The sequence below is a fragment of the Marinibaculum pumilum genome (assembly GCF_042646425.1).
Lineage (GTDB): Bacteria > Pseudomonadota > Alphaproteobacteria > Ferrovibrionales > Ferrovibrionaceae > Marinibaculum > Marinibaculum pumilum.
The window spans coordinates 183,315-206,400 of record NZ_JBHRTR010000005.1; the positions used below are offsets into that span (position 1 = coordinate 183,315).

Genomic DNA, 23,086 nt, shown 5'->3' on the forward strand with positions numbered 1-23,086 from the left:
TGCGCTAGCTTCCCCCCCCCCCCCCGCCCGCTTCTGCCGGGCATGCGGAACACGGAACGGGCGTGCCATGAGCTACTTGCTGCCGATACTGGTGAACATCGCGATCCTGGGCGTTGTCTGGTTCGCCGGCACCGACTGGATCCGCCGCACGGGCTTCAAGCCGTCGCATCACGGCCATCATCACTGACCCTGTCGCCGAACCGTGGCCGCGCCCGCCAATCGACGTTGCGGGCGGTCGCAATCAGGTAGCGGCGGCGCCCTCGGGAAGGTGCAGCCGCCGTGTGACGGCCGCTGCGATTTCCGCCGTGTCGTTCAGCGGCGTCACGCGCTGCGGCAGTTCGCCGGGAGCGGTGGTCCATGAGCGCCCGCCTTCCCACCAGCTGATGGCACCGGCCGCGCGGAAGCTGTCGTAGAAGGCAGCGAACCGGTGCGGGACGCCGCGCGCCGGCCGCTTCAGCGGCGGCAGAGCGACATGGACGGGCGCGCCCGTGGCGCAGGCCTCCGAGATCATCGAGGTGGAATCGCCGGTGACCAGGATGGCATCCGCCAGCGCCAGGTAGGCGAGATAGGGGTTTTCGCCCTCCCCTTCCCAATAGTCGTGCGGGACATCCACCAGCGCGTCGCGCAATGCCGCGCGGGCATCGGCTGGCGTGCGCCGCGATATCGTCGCGAGCACGCTGCCGCCGCTTTGCCGCATGACGGTCGCGGCCTCGCCGCCCAGCTGCCGCAGCCAGTCTGGCGGACTGGCGAAATAGCGGTTCGAGCCGCCCGTCAGGAGCGCGAGGCGGGGCCGCGGCAGCCTTCCGATCGCGCCCTCGAACCGGTCCGCCGCACTGGCCAGCAACTGCGGCGTGACACGATGCAGGGCGCCGCGGCTGACAAGGACGTTGTCGCCGCGCAGGTGGTCATGCTGCGGCACGACCACCAGATCGAAGGCGGCCGGGTCGACGAGCGGGTCCTGGATGTGCACCGTCCGCACCCGGCCACCCGAGGCGCGCCGCACGGCCATCGACAGCAGGGCCGCCTTGCGACCGCAGCTGATCAGAAGGTCGGGCCAGGGCGGTGTTAGGCTATCGCCTTCTGCCGCGGCGAGATGCGCCCATAGGCGCCGGTTGGGCAGCCAGCGCCAAGGCAGCCGCAAGCCGCAGGTCTTTTCCACAACCTGTGGACAAGTGAGAGCGGCCGCCAGGCCGCGCACCTGGCTCTGCATGCCGGCGGCGCCCTGGGTCAGAGTCCAAATCACAAAATTTTCAGCGATATCAATAGGACATGCGGATTTCATGAACCGCTACATAAACCAAGTGTCCTAAGTCTTCAGCCATCATGCCGCCGGCGTTCTCCGCAGCTCAGGGCAGTGTTTCAATTATTGGAATCCTTCAAAACACTCAGCTGCCACCGCAATTCCGTGATTTGGCGAGCGGCAACCATCACCGCTTTCATGAGGGGTGACAGATTCTCGGGGTCAACGCCGTCGAACGGATTGATGCTCGGCGGACAGAGAGGCGCTCGATAATTTGTGCCCCCGAAGCGGAACTCGATATCGAAATCGAAATCCCGGCACAGTAACACTTCAATGATCTGCCTTGGTCCTTCGCCTTCGGATGGGGCCCTGTGGAGAAGGTCAGTCGAATCGAACAGCAGCCAGCGACCGCTCGGGCCTGAGATACGCACATGCTCGCCTTGCCTGTCGATCAACTCGGATCCACGAACGGCAACCTCATCTTTGGATAGATATATCAAGAGTTTGATGAGGGACTGGGGAAGTCTGTCGCTGTGCCAGTCCTGAGGGCCGCCTTCGAATGTGACGTCGGTTTCATAGCAGCGAATGTTGGTAACGCGCCACGCAGACTGGATCTGTTCGCTGATGAGAGGTTTCAATTCCTTAAGGAACTCAACGATCGTTTCTCTTTGGGATTCGGTCGGGGCAACATAGCGGACATGCTCGGTCAGCGCCGCCAGCTCGGACGGGGTGAGGCGTTCATGGATGCCGTCCGCCCGGAAATCCGAGATCGCCGTCCGGTAGAATTCCCCGCGGAAGATTTCTTCCATCTCGCTAACATATCGATCGGGCGTCTGCCCACTTACGAAGCCGTGTTTGGAGAAATCCGATTCCGGCATGTTCGCCCAGGATTGTCTCACCGCTAAATCATGATATGCCCAGAGAACGGCATGGAGCTGATGCAGTCCAGGCTGGTACCGTCTGGGTTTGACGTCCGCGACATCCGCGGGAAACCACGCAGATCTGTTGGTGCCTGGAACTACGTCCCAATACCGATCTGTCTGTGCTGGCTCAACAACACTGCGCTCAGTGTGGGCTGACCCGTTCGGCACGCCCTCAAGATATATGCTCAGATGAGCATATTTGCCGATATCGGGGATCGCCTCATGCCTCTGGACGGCAGTCTCGTCCGACAAGCGGCTTGGTGTCAGGCCATGCCGTTCGAGGAGTTGGCAGAGTTCGTCGGCACTCCAGGCGTTTCTGTGATTGAAATGGGCATCAGGTGCTTCCGAAAGCGCTCTCTCGCACAGCCAGGCGGCGATCTCGTGGGGTGTGCTAGTGCGGGTCCGCTCCCAGACTTCGTCTGCGGCAACTCGAGGCGGGCCGTTATAGGCGCCCAGTTTGATCGCGTTGCCGACGGTGCCGCCGGCTGCTTCGGTCCAGGCTTGGTTCCAGTAGCCGCAGAGCAGATAGACGAAGCGATTCTCCAGTGTGTCGGCAATCTGCCGCGTGTCCCAACTCCACACGACGTCTGAGAAAAACCAGGCAGGATCCTGGAAATAGTCTGCCTTCTTCTGCTGCAGGTTGTGAATGATCGAATCGAAGTCTGGCAGTTTAAGGACGAACCGTCCGTCTGGCCGCAGGACCCTGCGAATCTCAGACAAGACCCGCTCAACTGTCGGATCGTCGAGATGCTCCAGGCAGTGTGACGAATAGGCACAATCGACGCTGCCATCTGCAAAAGGAACGACAAACTCAGGCGACAGCTTCAATTGCAGACCGCCGCAGGGATGGCAAACCTCGTCGAGATTACACCAGAACGGGTGTACGAAGGACGAACCACCGCCAATGTTCAGGTACTTGGCAGGATAAAAGAAATTGACGACGACGGCGGCCGCTATGTAGCCGGGTGCTGCCGCTACTCCGTGCGCCGGTCTGACCGCTGCCAGCAGTTTTTCGATCAATGCAGCAGCTTCAGACGGATCAGGCGCAAGCACGATGGTCCGCACCATCTTTGCCAACTCGACCGGCCTGCCGTCGTTCAGGCGAGTGACGTCCGGACCAAAGATTGCGAAAGGATCTCTGCCCGCCTTGACGACGGCTTTGATCCGGTCCGGCAGCCATGATGGGTCGGCGGCACCCAGCGCCATCAGGGCTGTCGCAGCTGTCGCCTGGATCAAGGGCGATGTCGATTCCCGGCCGATCTGAAGGACAGCCTCGGCAAGCCTTGGACGGTGTGCGTCCGCCAGGGCGGTCCACACACAACGATGCACGTTGTCGTAGCGAAGGATTGCAGAGCCGGAAGCTTCAGCCCGATACATTGTCACTATCTGTTTTCTAAAGTTGAGAGGTCAGATCTCGAGCATCATGCCATCATAGGCGGGTTCTACACCTTCAGGCAGATCCTTGCACAGGGTGCGGTAGTCGAGATCCAGGTGCATGTTGGTCAGCACCGCCCGGCGCGGCCGCAGCCGCGCGATCCATTCCAGGGTCAGGTCCAGATGCGCATGGGTCGGATGCGGCTTGTAGCGCATCGCGTCGACGATCCAGACCTCGACCCCTTCCAGCGCCGCGAAGGCGGCATCGTCCAGCGCCACCACGTCGTTGCTGTAGGCGATCGGGCCGAAGCGCAGGCCGGTCGATGGGATGCTGCCATGGTCCTGCGCGAAGGGCCGGACATCGATATCGCCGATCCGGAACGGACCGTCGAAGATGTGCGGCTTCACGATCGGCGGATAGAAGCTGCCGGGCGGCGCCTCGAAGATATAGTCGAAGCGCTGGCCCAGGATCCCGTAGGTGCGCGCGTCGAGCCAGCCGTCCAGCGGCGCCCGCTGCCGCAGGGCCAGGGCCCGGACATCGTCGATGCCATGCGCCTGGTCGGCATGCTCGTGGGTCCAGATCACCCCGTCCAGGCGGGTGGTGCCGGCATCCAGCAGCTGTTCCCGCAGGTCCGGGCTGGTATCGACCAGGACATTGGTCGTGCCGCTCTCCACCAGGATCGAGCAGCGGCGCCGCCGGTTGCGCGGTTCCGCCGGGTCGCAGGCGCCCCAGTCATTGCCGATCCGCGGCACCCCGCCGGAGGTGCCGCAGCCCAGGATGCGGACTTTCATGCGGCCGGTCCGGCCGGAGGAGCATCTTGCGGCACCGCGATCGCAGCGGGCGGCACCTTGGAGAACAGGCGCAGGAAGTTGGCCGTCGTGATCCCGGCCATCGCCTCCGGCGACATGCCGTGCAGCTCCGCCAGGCGCGCCGCGGTATGCGCCACGAAGGCCGGCTCGTTCGTCTTGCCCCGTTTCGGCACCGGCGCCAGGTAGGGGGCGTCGGTTTCCACCAGCAGCCGCTCCGGCGGCACCGCGGCAAAGGCATCCCGCAGCTCGTCGGCCTTCTTGAAGGTCATGATGCCGGAGGCGGAGATGTAGAAGCCCAGCGCGACCGCCTCCTCCGCCAGCTGCCGGCTGGAGGAGAAGCAGTGGATGACGCCGGGAAAGGCCCCCTGCCCCATCTCCTCCGCCAGGATCGCATTGGTGTCGGTATCGGCGTCGCGGGTATGGACGATCAGCGGCAGGCCGCTCTCCCGCGCCGCCGCGATATGGGCGCGGAAGCTGCGCGCCTGCGCCTCGCGCGGGCTGTGCTCGTAGAAATAGTCCAGGCCGGTTTCGCCGATGCCGACCACCTTCGGGTGCCGCGCCAGGTCCACCAGCTGCTGGGCCGACACCTCCGGTTCGCTGCCGGCCTCGTGCGGGTGGATGCCGACGGAGCAGTAGACGTTCTCATGCGCCTCCGCGATCGCCAGGATCTCGGGAAAGCGGCTGACCTTGGTGCAGATCGTCACCATCAGGCCGACCCCGGCATTGCCGGCACGGGCGATCACCCCGTCACGGTCGTCGGCGAAATCGGGGAAGTCCAGGTGGCAGTGGCTGTCGACCAGCAGGCTCATCCCTGCGCGCCCGCCTCTTCGTCGGGCAGCTCGACCCGGGGGAAGACGCCTTCCGGCTTCGGCAGCGCGGTGCCGCCGGCCAGGGCGCCGGCCGCGCCGATCCTGTCGAAGCCGCGCGCATCGGCCGGCACCGCCAGCTGGTCGAGCTGCCGCGCGGCGGCGGCCGGCACGAAGGGCTGCGCCAGGATGGCGATCTGGCGGATCGTGTCCGCCAGCACCCACAGCACCGTGCCCATGCGGCCCGGGTCGCTCTTGCGCAGGGCCCAGGGGGCCTGGTCGTCGATATACTTGTTGGCGGCGGACACCAGGTCGTTCCAGTACTGCAGCGCCTGGTGCACCGCCTGGCGGCCCATGGCATTGCGCATGCCGCCCATGCAGGCCTCCGCCTGCGCCAGCAGCTGCCGGTCGGCCTCCGCCAGCGCGCCGGGCTCCGGCAGGCTGCCGCCGCAGTTGCGGGCGATGAACGACAGGGTGCGCAGGCCCAGATTGCCGAAGCCGTTCGCCAGCTCGCCGTTGATCCGCATCACCACGGCGCGGCGGCTGAAATCGCCGTCATTGCCGAACGGGACCTCGCGCATCAGGAAATAGCGGGTCTGGTCCAGGCCGAAGGTGTCGATCAGTTCGAACGGGTCGATCACGTTGCCCAGCGACTTGGAGATCTTCTGCCCCTCGTTGGTCCACCAGCCATGGGCGAAGACCCGCTTCGGCGGTTCCAGGCCCGCCGACATCAGGAAGGCCGGCCAGTACACCGTATGGAAACGCAGGATGTCCTTGCCGATGACATGCAGGTCCGCGGGCCAGAAGGTCCGGTACAGCGGGTCGTCGGTGTCGGGATAGCCGATGGCGGTGATGTAGTTGGTCAGCGCGTCCAGCCAGACATACATCACATGGTCCGGGTCGCCGGGCACCGGCACGCCCCACTTGTAGGTGGTGCGGGAGATCGACAGGTCCCGCAGGCCGCCGCGCACGAAGCTCATCACCTCGTTGCGGCGGCTCTCCGGCGCGATGAAGCCGGGATTGGCCTCGTAGAAGGCCAGCAGCCGCTCCGCCCAGGCGGACAGGCGGAAGAAATAGGACGGCTCCTCCACCCATTCCACCGGCGCACCGCTGGGCGCCACCCGGTTGCCGGCGGCATCCACCGTCAGCTCATCCTCGCCGTAGAACGCCTCGTCCCGCACCGCGTACCAGCCGGAATAGGAGCCCAGGTAGATGTCGCCGGCCTCCGCCATGCGCTGCCAGATCGCCTGGGTGGCACGGACATGGCGGTCCTCTGTGGTGCGGATGAAATCGTCGTTGGAGATGTCCAGCGCCTCGGCCAGCTGGCGGAAGCGCTGGCTGACCCGGTTGCAGAACGCCTGCGGCGCCTCGCCATGGTTCTGGGCGGACTTCTCCACCTTCTGCCCATGTTCGTCGGTGCCGGTCAGGAAGCGCACGGGACGGCCGTCCAGCCGCATGAAGCGGGCAATCACATCGCAGGCGATCGTCGTATAGGCGTGCCCGATATGCGGATTGTCGTTCACATAGTAGATCGGCGTCGTGATGTAGAAGGCGTCGGTCATAGCCGCGCTCGTGGCTCCCTCGATCGGCCTTTTCGGGGTGGCGGGTATCAGCCGGCGGGCCGGCCCGGCCAGTCAGGCGGCCCGCATGCCCTGCCGTGCGGCCGCCGCGAGGCGGTTGAACAGGCTGAGCAGCACATGCTTGCGGTCCAGGGCGAGCGCGTCGGTCGCCCGGGAAAGCTCGCCCAGCTTTTCCCATACGGCTATCCACTCCGCAAGGTCGCAGCCGGGCGGGAACAGCCGTTCGGCGAGCGCCGCCTCGCCCGGGCGGACGCCGGCATCGGCGCGGCCGCGGGCGGCGCCGGCGATCTGCCGTGCCAGCAGGGCGCGCAGCAGCTCCATCACCGTGGCGAAGGCGCCGGTCCCGCCGGTGCCGCCGGCGCGGCCCAGCCGGTCGGCGAAGGCGTGCAGCTCCGCCACCGGCACCGCCGGCAGACGGCCCAGCAGGGCCAGCAGCGCGTCGTAAAGCTCCAGTCCGCCCTCCTGCAGCAGCGCGTCCAGGCGGCCCGGGCTGCCGGCCGCCAGGGCCGCCAGCGCGGCGCGGTCCGCCTCCCCCAGGTCCGGCGCCTGGCGCGACAGCACCGCTTCCATCTCCGACGGGGCCAGGGCCTGCAGGTCCAGCCGCCGGCAGCGCGAACGGATCGTCGGCAGCAGCGCCCCGGGGCTGTGGCTGACCAGGAACAGCAGCCCCTTGGGCGGCGGCTCCTCGAGGATCTTCAGGATCGCATTGGCGGCATGGCGGTTCAGTTCGTCGGCCGAATCGATGATCGCGATGCGGTAGCCGCCTTCCGCCGCGGTCATGCCGAAGAACGGCACCAGGCGCCGCGCATCCTCGGCCACGATCTCCGACCGCCAGCGTTTGCCCTTGTCGTCCCAGGCACGCTCGATCACCAGCAGGTCGGCATGGCCCAGGCTGGCGATGCGGTGCGACACCGGATCGTCCGGCGACACGTCCAGGCTTTGCGGTTCCGCGGCCGGCGGCGGCTCGTCGCCGAACAGGCCGGGGCCGTCATCCGCACCCGCCGGTGCCCCTGACGCTGTCTGGGCCTGCCGCTGCAGCACGAAGCGCGCGCAGCGGAAAGCGAAGCTGGCCTTGCCGATGCCCTTCGGGCCGGCGATCAGCCAGGCATGGGCCATCCGGCCGGAGGACCAGGCCTGCAGAAACTGCCGCTCCGCCGCCTCATGCCCGACCAGGGCCGTGGCATGGCGCGGCGCCCATGAGGCCGCCTCGGTTTCGTCGAAATCCGCCATGGCGGCAGGCTAGCCTGTCAGCACGGAAGCGGGAACCGCGCCGCGACGAGATCCCAGATCCGGTCCGCCACCGCCTCCGGCGCGCCGCCCGCAGGCACCAGCCGGCAGCGGTCCGGGTTCTCCGCTGCGATGCGGCGGAAGGCGGCGGCGACCCGCTCGTGATAGTCGGCGCCCATCCGCTCGTAGCGGTCCGAAGCGGCGCCGCGGGCAGCCTGGCGGTCAGCGGCCCGGGCCAGGCCCAGGTCCGGCGCCAGGTCCAGCACCAGGGTCAGGCCGGGCAGGAAATCGCCCATCGTCCAGGCGGCGAGTGCCGCCACCTTGTCCGTCCCGAGCCGGCCGGCAATGCCCTGATAGGCCATGGTGGAATCGACGAAGCGGTCGCACAGCACCCACTGCCCCGCCTGCAGCGCCGGCCAGACGGTGCGCACCAGGTGCATGCGCCGGGCGGCGAAATGCAGCAGCGCCTCCGCCTCCGCGTCCCAGCGGTCGGCGGCACCGGTCACCAGCAGCTCCCGGATCGCCTCGGCTTCGGGCGCACCGCCGGGCTCGCGGGTGGTGACTACCTGCTGCCCGGCCTCCCGCAGCCGCCGCGCCAGCAATGCGACCTGGGTCGACTTCCCCGTGCCCTCGCCGCCCTCGAAGGTGACGAAGCGCCCTGCCCCCGCCGGTATGGTCACGGCGCAACCGTCAGGCGGCCGGGTCAGCCGGGCTCGCCGCCATTGCCCCAGACCAGGTAGTTGAGCGCCGCGCCGATGCGGCCGACAAGGCCCAGCTCGGTAACGTCGGCGCCGGCCAGCAGCGGCCGTTCGATCGGTTCGATGCCGGGCGCCTCGATCACCAGGCGGGCGATCGGCGTGCCCTTGGAGATCGGCGCCGGAACCGGCTCGTCATAGACATATTTCATGCTCAGCTGTTCGCCGGCACGGCGCGGCAGGGTGACGGCCAGGTCCTCCTCCAGGACCAGCGGCACGGCGGACGGGCTGCCCAGCCAGGTCTTCGCCTCCGCCACAGTCTCGCCCGCCTTGAAGACCTGCACCGACTTGAAGTCGTTGAACGCCGCACGGATCAGGCGCTCCGCCTCCCGCGCCCGGGCGTTCTGGCTCTCCAGCCCGTTCAGCACCAGGTAGATGCGGCGACCGTCCTGGATCGCCGAGGCGGTCAGGCCGTAGCCCGCATCCTCCGTATGGCCGGTCTTCAGGCCGTCCGCGCCGACGGACTTGTACAGCAGCGGGTTGCGGTTGCCCTGGCTGATATCGGCATAGGTGAAGTTCTTCTCGGAATAGATCTCGTAATGCTCCGGGAAATCCTCGACGATCCGCTTGGCCAGGGTCGCCAGGTCCCGCGCTGTCATGTGCTGCCCTTCGGCCGGCAGGCCGCTGGCATTCTTGAACACCGAATCCGTCAGCCCGATGCGCCGGCCGGTTTCCGTCATCAGCTCCGCGAAGCGCTCCTCCGAGCCGGACAGGTTCTCCGCCACCACCACCGTGGCATCGTTGCCCGACTGCACGATGATGCCGCGCAGCAGGTCGGAGACGGTGACCTGGTCGTTCACCAGCACGAACATCTTCGAGCCGCCGGTGCGCCAGGCCTTCTCGCTGACCGAGAAGGTGTCCTCCAGGCTCAGCTCCCCCTTTTTCAGGCGGTCGAAGACGATATAGGCGGTCATCAGCTTCGCCATCGACGAGGGCGGCATCGGCCTGTCGGCGTTCTTCTCCAGCAGCACCGTCCCGGTGGAATCGTCGATCATGATCGCCTCTTCCGCGACCGTATCCAGGCTGCTGGCCGCCTGTCCCTGCAGCGGCAGCAGCAGGCAGAAGAGCAGCAGCATGGCGGCGGCCGCGAGCCGGCCGGCGGGACGGCGGTTGGGGAAGGCAATGGCAGTCATCTTGCTGTTTCCGTATCGCAGAAATCACGGTCCGGGCCGGGTTGCGCCCGACCTGGGCGGCCCGATGCGCCGGCCGTTGCTGACGGAGCCGGAAGGCTCAGTTCACGACGATGCGGGCACCGGAATGGCCCAGCTTCTCCAGCTGGTCGAGCAGGCGGTCCGCCGTGGCCACGTCCGGGATCGGGCCCAGGCGGACGCGATAGAACTCTACGCCTTCCACCTGGGTCGGCGACACCGCGGCCGCGGCCAGCCCGGCCAGCTTCGCGCTCAGACGGTCGGCATTCTCGCGGTTCGTGAAGGCCCCGGCCTGCACGAAGATCGCCGCGTCCGGCTGTGCCGGCCCGACCGCCAGGGTCTTCTCCAGGTCGACATCGGCGATCAGCTGCGCCGGCGCCCGCTGCGGACCTTGCGGCGCCGACTTCACCGACGCAACCGCGGCGGCGGATGTGGCATTGTCCGGCGGCGGGGCCAGCACCTCGGCCGTCACTTTGCCGCGCGGCGAGGAGGTGATCGGCGATTGCAGCTCGGGCGGGGTCAGGCCGACACCCGCCTGGGCGACCTGGATCTCGCCGACCTCGTCGTCGCGCAGGGCGCGCACCCGCACCTTCGCGGTACCCTGCTGCTCGAAGCCCAGCAGCTGCGCCCCGCGCCGCGACATGTCGATGATCCGGCCATGTGCGAAAGGCCCGCGGTCGTTGACCCGCACCACCAGGGAGCGGCCATTGTCCAGGTTGGTGACCTGCACCAGGCTGGGCAATGGCAGGGTGGTATGCGCGGCGCTGATCTTGTGCTGGTCGAAGACCTCGCCGTTCGCGGTGTCGCGGCCGTGGAAGCCGGGACCGTACCAGGACGCGATCCCGGTCTCGTCATAGGTCGGATCGGCCTTCGGGTGGTACCAGATTCCGGCGACCTGATAGGGCCGGCCGATCTTCTGCCGGCCGCCGATCCCCGCCATCTCGGTGGTGGTATAGAGCTCGCCGGTCGCCTCCTTGGTGGCATGGCTGGCCAGCTGGACCTCGGAGCAGGCCGACAGCAGGAGCAGCCCTGCAAAGGCCGCCGCCAGGCGCATGGTCACCCGCCCCGCCGCCGGCCCACGGGCCGCCCCTGCCGCCATCATCGTCCGCCGATCCTGTCCGAAAGGGTGCCAACCGCGATGCCGAAGAAGTTCGACCGGTTCCAGTTCAGGATCCGGTCGAAATTGCCGTAGACGACATAGGCCGGGCCATCCGGGCCGGACGGCAGGAGGATGCGCGAGCGCAGGTTGGGGCTCGGCAGGTCGCTGCCGTCCGGCCGCCGGACGCCCATCGCCTGCCACTCGTTCAGGCCCTTGTAGACCTTGTTCTCCGCCAGGGCGGTATCGAAGCCCTTCGGCAGGCGCACCGGCCGCCCCCAGGTCTCGCCCGGGTCCCAGCCCAGGGAGGAGAGGTAGTTCGCGGCCGAGGAAAGCGCGTCGACCCGGTCCTCCCAGATGTCCATGTCGCCGTCGCCGTCGCCGTCATGGGCATAGGCCATGTAGGTGGAGGGCATGAACTGCACCTGCCCCATCGCGCCGGCCCAGGACCCCTTCATCTCGGCCACTTCCATGCCCTGGCGGTCCATGATCACCAGCGCGTCCATCAGCTGCTTGCGAAAGAACTCCGCGCGGCGCCCCTCATAGGCCAGGGTGGCAAGCGCGGGGATCACCTGGAAGCCGCCTGTATTGCTGCCGAAGTTGGTCTCGATCCCCCACAGCGCGACCAGGTAGCGGGGCTGCACGCCATGGCTGGCGGCGATCGCCTCGATCTCGTCGCGATGCGCGGCCAGCAGGCGCCGGCCGCGGTCGATGCGGGTCTGGCTGACCACGTTCCGCAGGTAGCGGTCCAGGGTCATGGTGAACTCCGGCTGCCGCCGGTCCAGCTCGATCACCCGTTCGATCGGCGACAGGCCGGACAGCGCCCGGTCCAGGGTCGCCCGGCTGACGCCGCGGGCGGCGGCTTCCTCCGCCACCCCTTTCAGCCAGGCCTGGAAGGCGGCATCGTCCACCGCCTCCACCGGCGGCATTTCCGGGGCTTCCGGGTCGGTGCCGGCGGCCTGCGCCGGCACCGCCGCCAGCGGCAGGAGGAGCAGCGCCGCGGCCAGCAGTGCCGCGCGCGGTCCGGTGCCGTGGCGGCCCTGCCTGGAACGGGCTGTGGGGCGCCGGGAATCTTGTCTTGGATAGGTCATATTTCGGCCGATGTGGTAGGTCGCAACCCCAGGACGACAATATACAGAAGATTCGTCCGCCGTCAGCCGGGGCAAGTCAGCCGGAACGGGTCAGCCGGCATGGATCCGTCGGCGAACTGCCGGCTCAGGTCCGCCCCAGCAGGCGATAGGCGGCCAGCCCGATCCATTCCCGCATCGCCGCGTTCAGCAGCACCAGGTGCCCGGCCAGATCGAAGCCGATGCCCGGCAGGACGCCGGTGTCGCGGGACAGGGTCAGATAGTCGACCGGATAGGGCAGGACCGGCCAGTCCTGCGCGGCGAAGACCTGCACGGCCCGCGGCATGTGCAGGGCGGAGGTCACCAGAAGCCAGGTCTCGCCGGGCTGCGGGTCGGCCAGCGGCCGGGCCATCGCGGCATTCTCGTGGGTGTTGCGGGAGCCGTCCTCGAAGATCACCCGCTCCACCGGCAGGCCCAGCTCGGTGAACACCCGGCGGGCGACATCGGCCTCGCTGATCGGCGCCTTCGCCAGGGTGCCCTGCCCGCCGGCGAAGACCAGGCGCGCCTCCGGATGGGCGCGGGCCAGGGCGCCGAAGGCGATCAGCCGTTCCGCCGCCATGTTGATCTGCGGCGCGTCCCGGTCGGCGCTGAGCGCCGGCAGGGAGGCGCCGCCAAGGACGATGATGCCGTCGATCCGCCGGCCCTCCAGCTCCGGCCGGGGGTGCCGGTCCTCCAGCGGCCGCGCCAGCCAGATGCCCAGCGGCAGGACCGCGATCGCCAGGAAGGCCAGACCGGCGAACAGCACCAGTCCGGTGCCCAGGCCGCGCCAGCCGGCAAGCCAGGCCAGCAGGCCCAGGCCGAGCGCCAGAGCCAGGAAATTGCCCGGCATGATCACCGCCCAGGCGATCTTGGAGACGGCGAACATCGCCCCGCCGCTGCTTTCCTCTGCCGCGCCCCCGCGCCCGCCCTTCAGTTGGTGTTGTCCAGCTGCCCCGGATAGACGGTGGGCAGGCCGCCCTTGCGGTCCTCCGCCGTGCAGGCGAAACCGCACTGCGTGACGCCGTCGGCGCCCGGCTGGCATTCGCCCAGCTCCAGGCTGACCGGCACCGGGCTGGTGATATCGGGGATGGTGGTGGTGATGCCAACCGAATCCGGGTTGCCCCAGGGGCCGATCGGCCCGAACGGATCGCCGGGCACCGGGCTGCCATAGGCATAGCCGCCGCCGGGGGCGGGCTGCACCAGCGGCGCCGGGCCGACCGTCTCGGTCTCCGACAGGTTGCTGCCCTCGTAGGGGAACATCTTCGCCAGCGACAGCACGCAGGTGCCGGTCACCACGGTCGGCGCATCGGCGGCCTGCAGGGCCTTCGCCACCTGCCCGGGATCGCTGTCGCCGGCGACCCGGACCGGCGCACTGCTGCTGCCGCCGCCGCAGCGGCCGGTGGCGTGAAGCTTCAGGTTCTGCGCCGGCCGTTCCAGGTTCAAGTTCAGGTTGGTTGTGACCTGGCTGCGCAGGGTGATGGAGCAGCCGGGCGCGTCGGGCGTGTCGCAGGCCAGCCCATCGTCCCAGGTGATCTTCAGTTCCGCGCAGGTATTGTTGACCAGTTGCACCCGGTAGCTGTTGCCGCCGCCGGCCGCCGCGGCATCGCCGCCCCACAGCGCCGCCAGCGGCGCGCCCAGCAGCAGGGCCAGCGGCGCAAAGACGTTGGTGCGGTTGGCCTTGCGGGCCTGGCCATGCCGGCCGCGCAGGCCCCCGTCCTGCGGGACATCCCGCTGTTCCATCACCTGCAAAGCACGCATGAGTCCCGCTCCCGACCACTGCACCGGGCCACCGACGGGGTGGCCGAATGCGCCGATACTAAACCGGATGACGCCCCGCCGTCGCGCGCCGCGCGTCCCGCCGCCACCCTTGCATTCCGCCGCGCAGGCTCGCTAAGTGGAGGCGCTGGCGCAAGCCTGGATGGGTGGCCGAGCGGTTGAAGGCACCGGTCTTGAAAACCGGCAAGGCGGCAACGTCTTCGTGGGTTCGAATCCCACCCCATCCGCCATTGCGTATCCGCCTGATGCTCCCGCTCGCCGTCACGCGATCAGATACGCGACATAGCCGAAGCCCAGCGCCAGCGAGATCAGCGACAGGACGATCATCATCGCGACCGGGGCCTGGTGCTGGCGCTGCGGCTTGACGACGGGGGCGTCGGTCTCGCTCTCGATGCCGGCGGTCGGTTCCGGCAGGGGCTCGCGCGAGGATTGCCGCACGGCTTCGACGCCGCCGGCGGCGTTTTCCGGATCGCTGGCCTCGTCCATCAATGTGGCGTCGCGGCGGGTCATCGCTCCCTCCTCGGCTGCTGCCGTCTGGGTCGGTGCTGTGCCGTGAAACCCCGCGCTGCCGGTCTTTGTTCCACGCACCGTCATCCGGGCACAGGTGCCGGGAACCGAATGCCGTCTGGCGGCTTAACGGAAACGCAAGGCCTTTCGCGCTCCAATGGAAAGGCCTGCAAAAAGGCCGGACGGGCGTTCCCCCCCCTCGCCCGTCACATAAGCCGAGCGGCGGCGCCCCGCGGTCCCCCCTACCCGGCGCGCCGCTGCCCACAATGTGCGTAGCGACTGGCCCGTAGCCCCTCCGGCTGCGGGCGATTTTTTTGGGGAGCCCGTCGCTCCGGCGGGGCCTCAGGCCGGCGGCAGGGTCGCCGCTTCCTTCAGCGCGATGCCGCTGACATTGCGCCGCTTCATCTGCGCCGCCAGCCAGGCGATCTTTGCGGCTGCGGCCCCTGCCGGCAGGCCGCCGCTGCGGATGTTGGAGATGCAGTTGCGCCGGCTGTCCGGGGTGCCGGGCGCCGCACGCCAGGTCAGGTAGGCGCCAAGCGAATCCGCCGCCGAGAGGCCGGGCCGCTCGCCGATCAGCACCACCGTGCAGCCGGCCCGCAGCCGTTCCGCCACCGCATCGGGGGCGGCCACCCGCCCCTGCTCGACCAGCGCCGCACCGGCAACCGACAGCCCTTCCGCCTGCAAAAGGGGCAGCAGGGCTTCGACCACCGGCAGCGCGTTCAGGTTCACGGCCGTCGCCGACAGCCCGTCGACCAGGGCCAGCAGGACGTCGCGGTCCGGCGCCAGGCCGGCCAGCGCCGTGCCGTCGCCCAGCGCCACCTGCCGGCCCAGGTCCGGCCGGCGGAGATAGGCGGCCCGGGCCGGCACCCGGCTGTGCAGGCAGGCGACCGGCAGGCCCATCGCCTGCAGGCCGGCGGCCAGCGCCGCCGCATCCAGTGCCGAATAGACCGCGTCGCGCGCGCGCGCATGGTCCAGGGCGAAGCGCAGCTGCGCCGCCGTGGGCAGGCCGGCACCGGCCCGGCCCAGCGCGATCCGCGCATCGCTGTGCCGGCGCAGGGCGGCTAGTCCCCGCGGCGCGGGCGTGACCGCATCCCCGGCGGGGGCCGCCGGCAGCGGCGGGTCGGGTTTCCGCGGCATCGCCTACCCTGCCCCGCCGGGCAGGGCCAGGCGGGCCAGTTCGCGGCCCAGGGGCGTATCCGGCGCCGCCGGCTGCGCCGCATCGCGCAGGCGTCCGGCCGCATCGGCCAGGCCCACCTTCTGCAGCCAGGCCTCGAATTCCGGTGCCGGCCGCAGGCCGAGGCTGTCCCGCGCGAACAGCAGGTCGTGATGCGACAGGCTCTGGTAGTTCAGCATGATGTCGTCGGCGCCGGGCACGGTGATGACGAAGTTCACGCCGGCGGCGCAGAGCATCACCAGCAGGGTGTCCATGTCGTCCTGGTCGGCCTCGGCATGGTTGGTGTAGCAGATGTCGACCCCCATCGGCGCGCCCAGCAGCTTGCCGCAGAAATGGTCCTCCAGCCCGGCGCGCAGGATCTGCTTGCCGTCGTAGAGATATTCCGGGCCGATGAAGCCGACGACGGAGTTCACCAGCAGGGTGTCGTGCGCCCGCACGATGGCATAGGCGCGGGCCTCCATGGTCTGCTGGTCGACGCCGTGATGGCCGTCCGCCGACAGCGCCGCGCCCTGCCCGGTCTCGAAATACATCACGTCGCGGCCGACGCTGCCGCGGTTCAGGGCCTGCGCCGCCTCTTGAGCCTCGGCCAGCAGGGCCAGGGTGACGCCGAAGCCTTCGTTCGCCTTCTGCGAGCCGGCGATCGACTGGAACACCAGGTCGACCGGTGCGCCCAGGCCGATCGCCTCGATCGCGGTGGTGACATGGCCCAGGCAGCAGCACTGGGTCGGGATCTCCAGCCGGCCGCGCAGGTCGTCCAGCAGCCGGCAGATGCGGACATAGTCGGCGACGGAATCGGTCGCCGGATTGACCCCCAGCACCGCGTCGCCGGACCCCATCAGAAGGCCGTCCAGCAGGCTGACGGCGATGCCGAAGCTGTCGTCGGTGGGATGGTTGGGCTGGTTGCGCCCCGACAGCCGGCCGGGCAGCCCGATCGTGCTGCGGAAGCGGGAGATTGTGCGGCACTTGCGGGCGACGGCGACCAGGTCCTGGTTGCGCATCAGCTTGCTGACCGCGGCCGCCATTTCCGGCATCAGGCCCGGCGCCAGCGCGGCAAGCGCGGCCTCGTCCGCCGCCGCCGACAGCAGCCAGTCGCGGAAGCCGCCGACCGTCAGCGACGCCACCGGGGCAAAGGCCGCCGGGTCGTGCTGGCGGCGGATCAGGTCGGAGACCTCGTCGCGTTCCGCGGGAACCAGTTCCTCCGCCAGGAAGGCCGCCAGCGGCAGGTCGGCCAGGGCGATCCGGGCGGCGACCCGCTGCACGGCGCTGCCGGCGGCGATGCCGGCCAGCTCGTCGCCGGACCGCGGCGGCGAGGCACAGGCAAGCAGCGCCGCCAGACCGTCGAAGCGCCAGGTCTCGCCGTCGATGCTGGCGGAATGGAGCGGCACGGCGATGGTCCTGCGGTTGCGTCAGCCTGCCGCAACGCTTCCGCCGCCCGGCTGTCTTGTCAACCCGGGCGATGCCGCCCCCGGTCTCTCCACGGGCCTGGGGATGACCGGGGGCGGCGCGGGCGGCGGCTACCGGTAGCCCGGCAGCCGCAGCTCGTTCGCGTCGGCGCTGGCCCAGATCTCCTCGTCGGTCAGCGCCGTCTCGATGAACTCGATCGGCACGCCGCCATCGTCGATCACCGCCACCCGGTAGTGCGGCAGGGGCTCGTAGGGGCCCAGGATCAGGGTGGCGCCGGCCACCGCCCGTTCCAGGTCGTCGACCTTGAACGCGGCATGCGGCACCGTCTGCATCAGGGGGTGCAGGCAGCTGTCGGCCTCGAAGCGGTGGTACTGCACCTTCAGCCCGCGGCACTCGGTGACGTCGCTGGTGTACAGCCCGAAGGCCGCGCTGTAGCGCTCGCCCGGCTGCGGCACATGGGTCGGGATGCCCATGTGGTGGAACACCATCTCCACCCCGTTGCGCTGCGGCATCTGCCTGCCTCCCCTGCCCTGCGACGGTCGGGCACCGTGCCCCGCCGACCGTTGGAAAGATCGGCGGGTGCTGTGGCAGGAAGAGGGCCGGATCGGGACTTGTCTGTGGCGATTGCGGATCCGGGTCACAGATAGCCGATGTTCAGCAGGTTCGGATCGGTCAGCTCCTCGACGGTGAAGAGCTGCGTGCCGCGCATGTCCGTCACCAGCAGGCTGCTGCCGCTGACGGTCACGGAAACCGGGCCGATCCCCTGGTCGAACATCAGCATGTCGCCCTCGCCGGCATCGTAGTCGGTGACGGCATGGCCGCCGCCGCGCTGGTGGACGAAGCGGTCCGCGCCCGACCCGCCGGTCAGGGTGTCGCCGCCCTCGAACGCGAAAAGGCTGTCGTCGCCGTCGCCGCCGTCCAGCAGGTCGCTGCCCATGCCGCCGTGCAGCCGGTCGGCACCCGCCTCCCCCGCCAGGCTGTCATCGCCGTGATTGCCGGCCAGCATGTCCGCGCCGGCGCCGCCGGACAGGGAATCGTCGTCGAACAGGCCGATCAGGGTGTCGTCGCCGGCGCCGCCCTGAAGGGTGTCGCGGCCGGCGCCGCCATGCAGCATGTCGGCCCCCTCCCCGCCGGCCAGCCAGTCGTCGCCGGGATTGCCGTACAGGCTGTCGTTGCCGGCCCCGCCCCACAGCCTGTCATCGTCCCACAGGCCGATCAGCCGGTCGTCGCCGGCCTCGCCCGACAGGGTGTCGCTGCCGCTGCCGCCATGCAGCATGTCGGCGCCGTCGCCGCCGGCCAGGATGTCGTTGCCGATATTGCCGTACAGGCTGTCATCGCCGCTGCCGCCGGACAGGCTGTCGTCCTGCCACATGCCGACCATCAGGTCGCCATCGGCACCGCCGTCCAGGCTGTCGGCACCGACGCCGCCGTGCAGCATGTCCGCGCCGTCGCCGCCGGACAGGCTGTCGTCGCCGCCATTGCCGTAGAGGCTGTCGCCGCCCAGCCCGCCGTCCAGGCTGTCATTGCCGCCCTCGGCCTGCAGCCAGTCGGCGCCGTCGCCGCCCAGCAGGGTGTCCAGGCCGTCGCCGCCCAGCAGCCTGTCGTTGCCGGCATCGCCGCTGAGCAGGTCGTCGCCGCCCAGGCCCATCATCAGGTCGCGGCCGCCGCTGCCGCTCAGGCTCTCCGCGCCGTCGCTGCCGCCAACCCGGTTCGAGGCCAGGAAGACATCGTCCTGCAGATGGTCGATATCGGTGTTGCGCAGGATGATGTCGGACAGGCTGGTGGCGTTGATCTGCGCCACCAGGTCGCGCGACAGGCGCCCCTCGTACCAGAAGCGGTCGCCATCGCGCAGCGCGGCGAACTGGGCGACCAGGATCGCCTGGAAGGTCTCTCCCACCAGGGCGCCGGCGGCATGATCCTCCGCCAGGCCGCCGACATAGAGGTCCAGCCGGTCGACCGAGCCGTAGGTGGCCTGCAGGCGCGCCGCCAGGCCTGTGTCCGAGGTGATTTCGGCAAAGCTCGACACCCGGCCCAGGCCATAGGCCTCCCGCACGCTGTTATAGTCGGTCAGGCCGTGGTCGCGGCCGCGCTGGATGTTCAGGGAGACGAGGTCGAAGCCGCCGGAGCCCGGCGGGCCGAACAGGAAGTTGCGGACATCGTCGACAACCTGGGTGTCGATTTCCTGGGAAAAGGTCGCCGCCTGGCCGCGCAGCACATTGTCGATGCCGTCGCTGGCCAGGGCCGCCGGGTTGAAGAAGGCGTCGCGCAGCGCCAGGTCGCCGGCGGCGGCTTCCGCGCCGCTCTCCGTCATCCGCGCCAGGGTGCCGGAGAGCATGGAATGGCCGATGCGGAAGGCCGCGGTGGCGAACTCGCTGGCGATCTGCGGGTCGATGTCGGGGCGATAGCCATGCCAGTCGCCCAGCGCCCGGCTTCCCACCAGCAGCGGCAGGAACTCGTTGTAGGTGACCGCCTGGATCTCCGCCTCGACGATCGCCTTCGCGCCCTCGTACAGCTCGTCGGCGCTGGCGGAGGGAAAGCGCGCGCCCAACTCGTCGACGATCCGGTTATGCTCCCGCACGAAGATCGTGTGCATGGCGGTCAGGCCGACATTCTCGTTCGCCCGCACGTCGCCGGCCAGGAACAGCTCCGCGTCGGTCAGGAACGGGTTGGCATTCGCATTGTCGAAGCCGCCCGTGTTGTAGGGCAGCAGGTCGCCGTCGCTGACCTTCAGGTAGCCGCCATCGGCCCGCAGCGCGGCGGCACGCGCGGTGTCGGAGCCATAGACGTTCGAGGCGTCGACGAAGGCGGTGATCTCGTTCACCTGCAGCCGCGGATTGCCGGCCCCGGTGCCTGTCCCCTCCGCCGCGGCGGAGCGGGTCATGGCGATGCTCTGCGTGCCGGTGCCATAGGGGTCGAACCAGGCATCGCCGGTCGGGACCGCGATGCTGAAATCCTCGCTGCTGCCCGCCTCGGTCAGGTCGATGTCATGGTCCAGGAACTGGCCCCACATCCAGAACAGGTTGGAGGTGCCGGCCGCACTGTCGATCACCGCGTCCTGGGCGAAGATCTCGTTGCTGACGGTCCGCGCGTTGGGGCGGTCGGCACCCGACGGGCTGTCGAAGCCGTCGGCATAGCCCGGCGCGAGGGAACTGGTGAAGGTGGTCCCGGCCGCGCCCAGGTCGGCGTCGCGCGGGTTGTTGCCGCTGCCGTCGATGGCGCGATCTTCATCGTCCCGCCCGCCGCGACCGCGGCCGAACAGGGCATGACTGAGGGAGCCGCCGGTGCGCCCGGCCAGCGTATCGAGAATGTCCGGCATGTCTGCCTCGCCTCAAGCGAGGCGGTCCGGGCCCCGGAGCGACGCGCCGATCCGCTGCACGCTCCGCCTGCCGGACATGGGCGCAGAACGCCCGCACCGGTGGCGCAGCCACAGGTCGATCGGCCCGTCATGTCCTGGAAAGTCGGAATCCGCCTCGAAAGTTCGAGGCCCGCACCGCTACGGTACCAGCCGCTTCGGTCCTGTCAATTCGCAGGCTGCTTCGGGATTGCCGCAGGCCTCTTCCGCCGCCTCGGGCTGCGCGCCGTTGGCGACGACCCGGTCGCGCCCGCCGCGCTTGGCGTCATAGAGCGCCGCGTCGGCGCATTCCAGCAGGCCTGGGAAGTCCGCATCGGCCGTGCCGCAGGTCGCGACGCCGATGCTGACGGTAACGGCGATGGCGGCCTCCCCGGCGGGTACCTTCAGCCGCCCGACCTGGCGGCGCAGCCGCTCGGCGACGCGGACCGCGCCACGGGTGCCGGTTTCCGGCAGCAGGACGGCGAACTCCTCCCCGCCGACCCGTCCCAGGGTATCGGCGGGCCGCAACGCATCCGCCACCGCATCGGCGACCGCCGCCAGCACCCGGTCGCCGGCGGCGTGGCCATGGCGGTCGTTCACCTGCTTGAAATGGTCGATGTCCAGCATCAGGCAGGACAGCGCCCGCCGGTAGCGCACCGCGCGATGGAACTCGCGTCCGCCCAGGACCATGAAGCCGGCCTTCGCCAGGGCGCCGGTCAGGGGGTCCCGGGCGGCATGCCGGCGCAGCTCCAGCTCGTGCACCACCAGGCTTGCGAAGCCGGTCAGCAGCCCGACCTGGCGTGCCGTCATGCGCCGCGGCCTGGTGTCGGCGACGCACAGGGTGCCCAGGGTATAGCCCTCGCTGCTGCGCAGCGGCGCGCCTGCATAGAAGCGGATCCCGGTCTCCCCTGTGACCAGAGGCGAGGTGCGGAATACCGGATTCTCCCGGGCATCGCTCACCAGAAGCGGGTCGCGGCCGCGGATCGCATGGGTGCAGAAGGAGATGTCGCGCGGCGTTTCCGTCACGCCCAGGCCGCGCTGCGCCTTGAACCACTGCCGGTGCCGGTCGACCAGCGAGATCGCGGCGATCGGCATCCGCATCGATGCCTGCGCAAGCTGGACGATGCGGTCGAAGACGGGTTCCTGAGGGGTGTCGAGGATGGCGAAGCTCTCCAGGCTGGAGAGCCGTCCCTCCTCGTCTTCGGGCGGTAAATACATACCGGCGCTTTCGGCAATGGAGGACGGGGCGGTCCGGGTTTTCTGTTTCGTTGTCCAGGGCCGGGCCAGGGACTGCTTTCACCTAACTCCGAGCCTGGCCGGCGGTTCCTTGGTACCGGGAAGTATTCGCCAGGCGAAGGGGTTTCGTTCTCCGCACGGGAGCGGCGCCGGTCGGGCACCGCCACGGCCAGCCCGGGCCCCTGCCCTTTCCCGCTGCCGCCCGCCTTTGCGATAGTGCGTGCCGACAGGATCGGCAGCGAGGGAGAGCGGGATGAGCGGAAGCGATGCGTGGCGGCAGGTGTCGGCGCGGCTGGACGCGGAGCAGGACTGGCTGGTGGACCTGGTGCAGTCCCTGGTGCGGATCCCCACCGTGAACCCGAAGTTCCAGGCGGATCCGGAGATCAACCGCGAGGCCGAGCACCAGGCGCATCTGGAAAGCGTGCTGAAGGAACTGGACTTCGCCACCGAGCAGTCGCTGCCGCTGCCCGACCGGCCGAACCTGACCGGCCGCTGGGACGGCAGCGCGGAGAGGAGCCTGATCCTCTGCGGCCATGTCGATGTCGTGCCGGTGGGCGAGACGGCGCTCTGGTCGGTCGACCCGTTCGGTGCGGAGATCCGCGACGACCGGCTCTACGGCCGCGGCGCATTGGACATGAAGGGCGGCCTGGCCGCCTGCATCGCCGCCGCGCGGGCGATCCGTGCCGAGGGGATCAGGCTGGACGGCCGCCTGGACGTGCATGCCGTGGTGGATGAGGAAGCCGGCGGCCTCGGCGCCATGGACCTGGTGAAGAAGGGTGTCCTGTCGCAGGCCGCCCTGATCGCGGAGCCGACCTGGGGCGTGATCAACCCGTCGGAGGGCGGGCTGGAATGGGTCCGTGTGACGATCCGCGGCAAGAACGCCCATGCCGGCTGGCGCTACAACTCGATCTACCCGCAGGTGCCCAGCAACAAGCGGCCCGAGCCCGGCATCAACGCGATCGAGCTGGGCGCCCGCTTCATCGAGGCGGTGCGCGAGCTGGAGCGCGAATGGGGGATGCGGAAATACCATCCGCAGCTGCCGCCGGGCATCACGACGATCAACCCCGGTGTCATGCTGGGCGGCGCCGGGCTGGGGCCCGACGGGCGGCCGCTGGTGACCACCAACCCGGCGATCATCCCCGATGTCTGCGTGATGGAATTCGACCTGAAGTTCCTGCCCGACGAGAAGGCGGAGGTGGTCCGTGCCGAGTTCGAGGGCTTCGTGCACCACTGGGCGCAGACCAATGCCTGGCTGCGCGACAATCCGCCGAAGGTGGAGTGGGAGGTCGGCGGCCTGCACTTCCCGCCGGTCGACACGCCGACCGACCATCCGCTGATCGGTTCGCTGATCGCACACCGCACGGAACTGGGCCGGACCACGGACATCGAGGGTTTCGTGGCGGTGTCCGACGCCGCCCATTATGCCGGCGCCGGCACCACCTGCGTGATCTACGGCCCCGGCGGCGACGGCTTCCACGGCATCGACGAGTATATCGAGCTGCCGTCGCTGCAGGAGAGCGCGAAGGTCATCGCCGGCGCCATCCTGGACTGGTGCGGCACGCGGTGACGGCCCGCAAGGCGAGGCCGGGCGGG

The 23,086-nt window shown here is 69.5% G+C and carries 19 protein-coding genes and 1 tRNA gene; 2 read left to right on the forward strand and 18 right to left on the reverse strand.

Features of this window, described 5'->3' with window-relative positions:
* Positions 1-241 precede the first annotated feature (241 nt).
* The 12 genes from ACFOGJ_RS01805 to ACFOGJ_RS01860 all read right to left on the reverse strand — a co-directional run bounded on the left by ACFOGJ_RS01805 (position 242) and on the right by ACFOGJ_RS01860 (position 13,823).
* Positions 242-1,210: a mitochondrial fission ELM1 family protein gene (locus tag ACFOGJ_RS01805; RefSeq protein WP_379897691.1), complete on the reverse strand. Its 969-nt coding sequence runs from the start codon at positions 1,208-1,210 to the stop codon at positions 242-244.
* Positions 1,211-1,359: 149 nt separating this feature from the next.
* A complete protein-coding gene (locus ACFOGJ_RS01810) occupies positions 1,360-3,540 on the reverse strand; it encodes a class I SAM-dependent methyltransferase (protein ID WP_379897692.1) in 2,181 nt (726 codons plus the stop codon).
* Positions 3,541-3,570: 30 nt separating this feature from the next.
* Entirely contained in the window at positions 3,571-4,329 is a 759-nt protein-coding gene (locus tag ACFOGJ_RS01815) for an MBL fold metallo-hydrolase (RefSeq protein WP_379897693.1), read from the reverse strand.
* Complete coding sequence (locus ACFOGJ_RS01820; RefSeq protein WP_379897800.1) at positions 4,326-5,150, reverse strand: TatD family hydrolase; 825 nt, start codon at positions 5,148-5,150, stop codon at positions 4,326-4,328. The genes ACFOGJ_RS01815 and ACFOGJ_RS01820 overlap by 4 nt, the downstream gene beginning before the upstream one ends.
* Before the next feature lie 2 nt (positions 5,151-5,152).
* Positions 5,153-6,715, reverse strand: coding sequence for a methionine--tRNA ligase (gene metG / locus ACFOGJ_RS01825; protein ID WP_379897694.1), 1,563 nt, complete (start codon positions 6,713-6,715; stop codon positions 5,153-5,155).
* 72 nt (positions 6,716-6,787) lie between these two features.
* Positions 6,788-7,963, reverse strand: a complete 1,176-nt coding sequence (locus tag ACFOGJ_RS01830; RefSeq protein WP_379897695.1) for a DNA polymerase III subunit delta' — start codon at positions 7,961-7,963, stop codon at positions 6,788-6,790.
* A 17-nt stretch (positions 7,964-7,980) separates the two neighbouring features.
* Positions 7,981-8,640: a dTMP kinase gene (gene tmk / locus ACFOGJ_RS01835; protein ID WP_379897696.1), complete on the reverse strand. Its 660-nt coding sequence runs from the start codon at positions 8,638-8,640 to the stop codon at positions 7,981-7,983.
* A 23-nt stretch (positions 8,641-8,663) separates the two neighbouring features.
* Positions 8,664-9,848, reverse strand: a complete 1,185-nt coding sequence (locus ACFOGJ_RS01840) for a D-alanyl-D-alanine carboxypeptidase family protein (RefSeq protein WP_379897697.1) — start codon at positions 9,846-9,848, stop codon at positions 8,664-8,666.
* Between the two features lie 97 nt (positions 9,849-9,945).
* Positions 9,946-10,965: a septal ring lytic transglycosylase RlpA family protein gene (locus tag ACFOGJ_RS01845; protein ID WP_379897698.1), complete on the reverse strand. Its 1,020-nt coding sequence runs from the start codon at positions 10,963-10,965 to the stop codon at positions 9,946-9,948.
* Entirely contained in the window at positions 10,962-12,050 is a 1,089-nt protein-coding gene (locus ACFOGJ_RS01850; RefSeq protein WP_379897699.1) for a lytic murein transglycosylase, read from the reverse strand. Before ACFOGJ_RS01850 ends, ACFOGJ_RS01845 begins: the two co-directional genes overlap by 4 nt.
* A 124-nt stretch (positions 12,051-12,174) precedes the next feature.
* Positions 12,175-12,951, reverse strand: a complete 777-nt coding sequence (locus ACFOGJ_RS01855; RefSeq protein ID WP_379897700.1) for a YdcF family protein — start codon at positions 12,949-12,951, stop codon at positions 12,175-12,177.
* Positions 12,952-12,995: 44 nt separating this feature from the next.
* Positions 12,996-13,823 carry a hypothetical protein gene (locus ACFOGJ_RS01860; RefSeq protein WP_379897701.1) on the reverse strand — a complete coding sequence of 276 codons (828 nt, stop codon included), beginning with the start codon at positions 13,821-13,823 and terminating at the stop codon, positions 12,996-12,998.
* Between the two features lie 158 nt (positions 13,824-13,981).
* On the opposite strand from ACFOGJ_RS01860, the gene ACFOGJ_RS01865 reads away from it, so the two are divergent.
* A tRNA-Ser gene (locus tag ACFOGJ_RS01865) sits at positions 13,982-14,071 on the forward strand.
* Positions 14,072-14,102: 31 nt separating this feature from the next.
* On the opposite strand, the gene ACFOGJ_RS01870 is transcribed toward ACFOGJ_RS01865, so the two are convergent.
* From ACFOGJ_RS01870 to ACFOGJ_RS01895, 6 genes are all read right to left on the reverse strand, one after another.
* The gene (locus ACFOGJ_RS01870) at positions 14,103-14,351 is read right to left on the reverse strand and encodes a hypothetical protein (protein WP_379897702.1); all 249 of its coding nucleotides are present in this window, start codon (positions 14,349-14,351) and stop codon (positions 14,103-14,105) included.
* A 339-nt stretch (positions 14,352-14,690) separates the two neighbouring features.
* Positions 14,691-15,485 carry an ethanolamine ammonia-lyase subunit EutC gene (eutC, locus tag ACFOGJ_RS01875; RefSeq protein ID WP_379897703.1) on the reverse strand — a complete coding sequence of 265 codons (795 nt, stop codon included), beginning with the start codon at positions 15,483-15,485 and terminating at the stop codon, positions 14,691-14,693.
* 3 nt (positions 15,486-15,488) lie between these two features.
* Complete coding sequence (locus ACFOGJ_RS01880; RefSeq protein ID WP_379897704.1) at positions 15,489-16,907, reverse strand: ethanolamine ammonia-lyase subunit EutB; 1,419 nt, start codon at positions 16,905-16,907, stop codon at positions 15,489-15,491.
* Positions 16,908-17,036: 129 nt separating this feature from the next.
* Positions 17,037-17,438, reverse strand: a complete 402-nt coding sequence (locus ACFOGJ_RS01885; protein ID WP_379897705.1) for a VOC family protein — start codon at positions 17,436-17,438, stop codon at positions 17,037-17,039.
* A 125-nt stretch (positions 17,439-17,563) separates the two neighbouring features.
* Positions 17,564-20,242, reverse strand: coding sequence for a peroxidase family protein (locus ACFOGJ_RS01890; RefSeq protein WP_379897707.1), 2,679 nt, complete (start codon positions 20,240-20,242; stop codon positions 17,564-17,566).
* 177 nt (positions 20,243-20,419) lie between these two features.
* Positions 20,420-21,475, reverse strand: a complete 1,056-nt coding sequence (locus ACFOGJ_RS01895; RefSeq protein ID WP_379897708.1) for a sensor domain-containing diguanylate cyclase — start codon at positions 21,473-21,475, stop codon at positions 20,420-20,422.
* 271 nt (positions 21,476-21,746) lie between these two features.
* Here ACFOGJ_RS01895 and ACFOGJ_RS01900 point away from each other — a divergent pair, with 271 nt between their 5' ends.
* Positions 21,747-23,060 (forward strand): M20 family metallopeptidase, encoded by a 1,314-nt coding sequence (locus tag ACFOGJ_RS01900; RefSeq protein ID WP_379897709.1) that lies wholly within the window; start codon positions 21,747-21,749, stop codon positions 23,058-23,060.
* The last annotated feature ends 26 nt before the right edge of the window (positions 23,061-23,086 follow it).

What these genes read in the sequence shown, in the direction of transcription:
- ACFOGJ_RS01805 (WP_379897691.1), bottom strand. Translation starts at nt 1,210, where the DNA reads ATGCAGAGCCAGGTGCGCGGCCTGGCGGCCGCTCTCACTTGTCCACAG.
- ACFOGJ_RS01810 (WP_379897692.1), bottom strand. Translation starts at nt 3,540, where the DNA reads ATGTATCGGGCTGAAGCTTCCGGCTCTGCAATCCTTCGCTACGACAAC.
- ACFOGJ_RS01815 (WP_379897693.1), bottom strand. Translation starts at nt 4,329, where the DNA reads ATGAAAGTCCGCATCCTGGGCTGCGGCACCTCCGGCGGGGTGCCGCGG.
- metG (WP_379897694.1), bottom strand. Translation starts at nt 6,715, where the DNA reads ATGACCGACGCCTTCTACATCACGACGCCGATCTACTATGTGAACGAC.
- ACFOGJ_RS01830 (WP_379897695.1), bottom strand. Translation starts at nt 7,963, where the DNA reads ATGGCGGATTTCGACGAAACCGAGGCGGCCTCATGGGCGCCGCGCCAT.
- ACFOGJ_RS01840 (WP_379897697.1), bottom strand. Translation starts at nt 9,848, where the DNA reads ATGACTGCCATTGCCTTCCCCAACCGCCGTCCCGCCGGCCGGCTCGCG.
- ACFOGJ_RS01845 (WP_379897698.1), bottom strand. Translation starts at nt 10,965, where the DNA reads ATGATGGCGGCAGGGGCGGCCCGTGGGCCGGCGGCGGGGCGGGTGACC.
- ACFOGJ_RS01850 (WP_379897699.1), bottom strand. Translation starts at nt 12,050, where the DNA reads ATGACCTATCCAAGACAAGATTCCCGGCGCCCCACAGCCCGTTCCAGG.
- ACFOGJ_RS01855 (WP_379897700.1), bottom strand. Translation starts at nt 12,951, where the DNA reads ATGTTCGCCGTCTCCAAGATCGCCTGGGCGGTGATCATGCCGGGCAAT.
- ACFOGJ_RS01860 (WP_379897701.1), bottom strand. Translation starts at nt 13,823, where the DNA reads ATGCGTGCTTTGCAGGTGATGGAACAGCGGGATGTCCCGCAGGACGGG.
- ACFOGJ_RS01870 (WP_379897702.1), bottom strand. Translation starts at nt 14,351, where the DNA reads ATGACCCGCCGCGACGCCACATTGATGGACGAGGCCAGCGATCCGGAA.
- eutC (WP_379897703.1), bottom strand. Translation starts at nt 15,485, where the DNA reads ATGCCGCGGAAACCCGACCCGCCGCTGCCGGCGGCCCCCGCCGGGGAT.
- ACFOGJ_RS01885 (WP_379897705.1), bottom strand. Translation starts at nt 17,438, where the DNA reads ATGCCGCAGCGCAACGGGGTGGAGATGGTGTTCCACCACATGGGCATC.
- ACFOGJ_RS01890 (WP_379897707.1), bottom strand. Translation starts at nt 20,242, where the DNA reads ATGCCGGACATTCTCGATACGCTGGCCGGGCGCACCGGCGGCTCCCTC.
- ACFOGJ_RS01895 (WP_379897708.1), bottom strand. Translation starts at nt 21,475, where the DNA reads ATGTATTTACCGCCCGAAGACGAGGAGGGACGGCTCTCCAGCCTGGAG.
- ACFOGJ_RS01900 (WP_379897709.1), top strand. Translation starts at nt 21,747, where the DNA reads ATGAGCGGAAGCGATGCGTGGCGGCAGGTGTCGGCGCGGCTGGACGCG.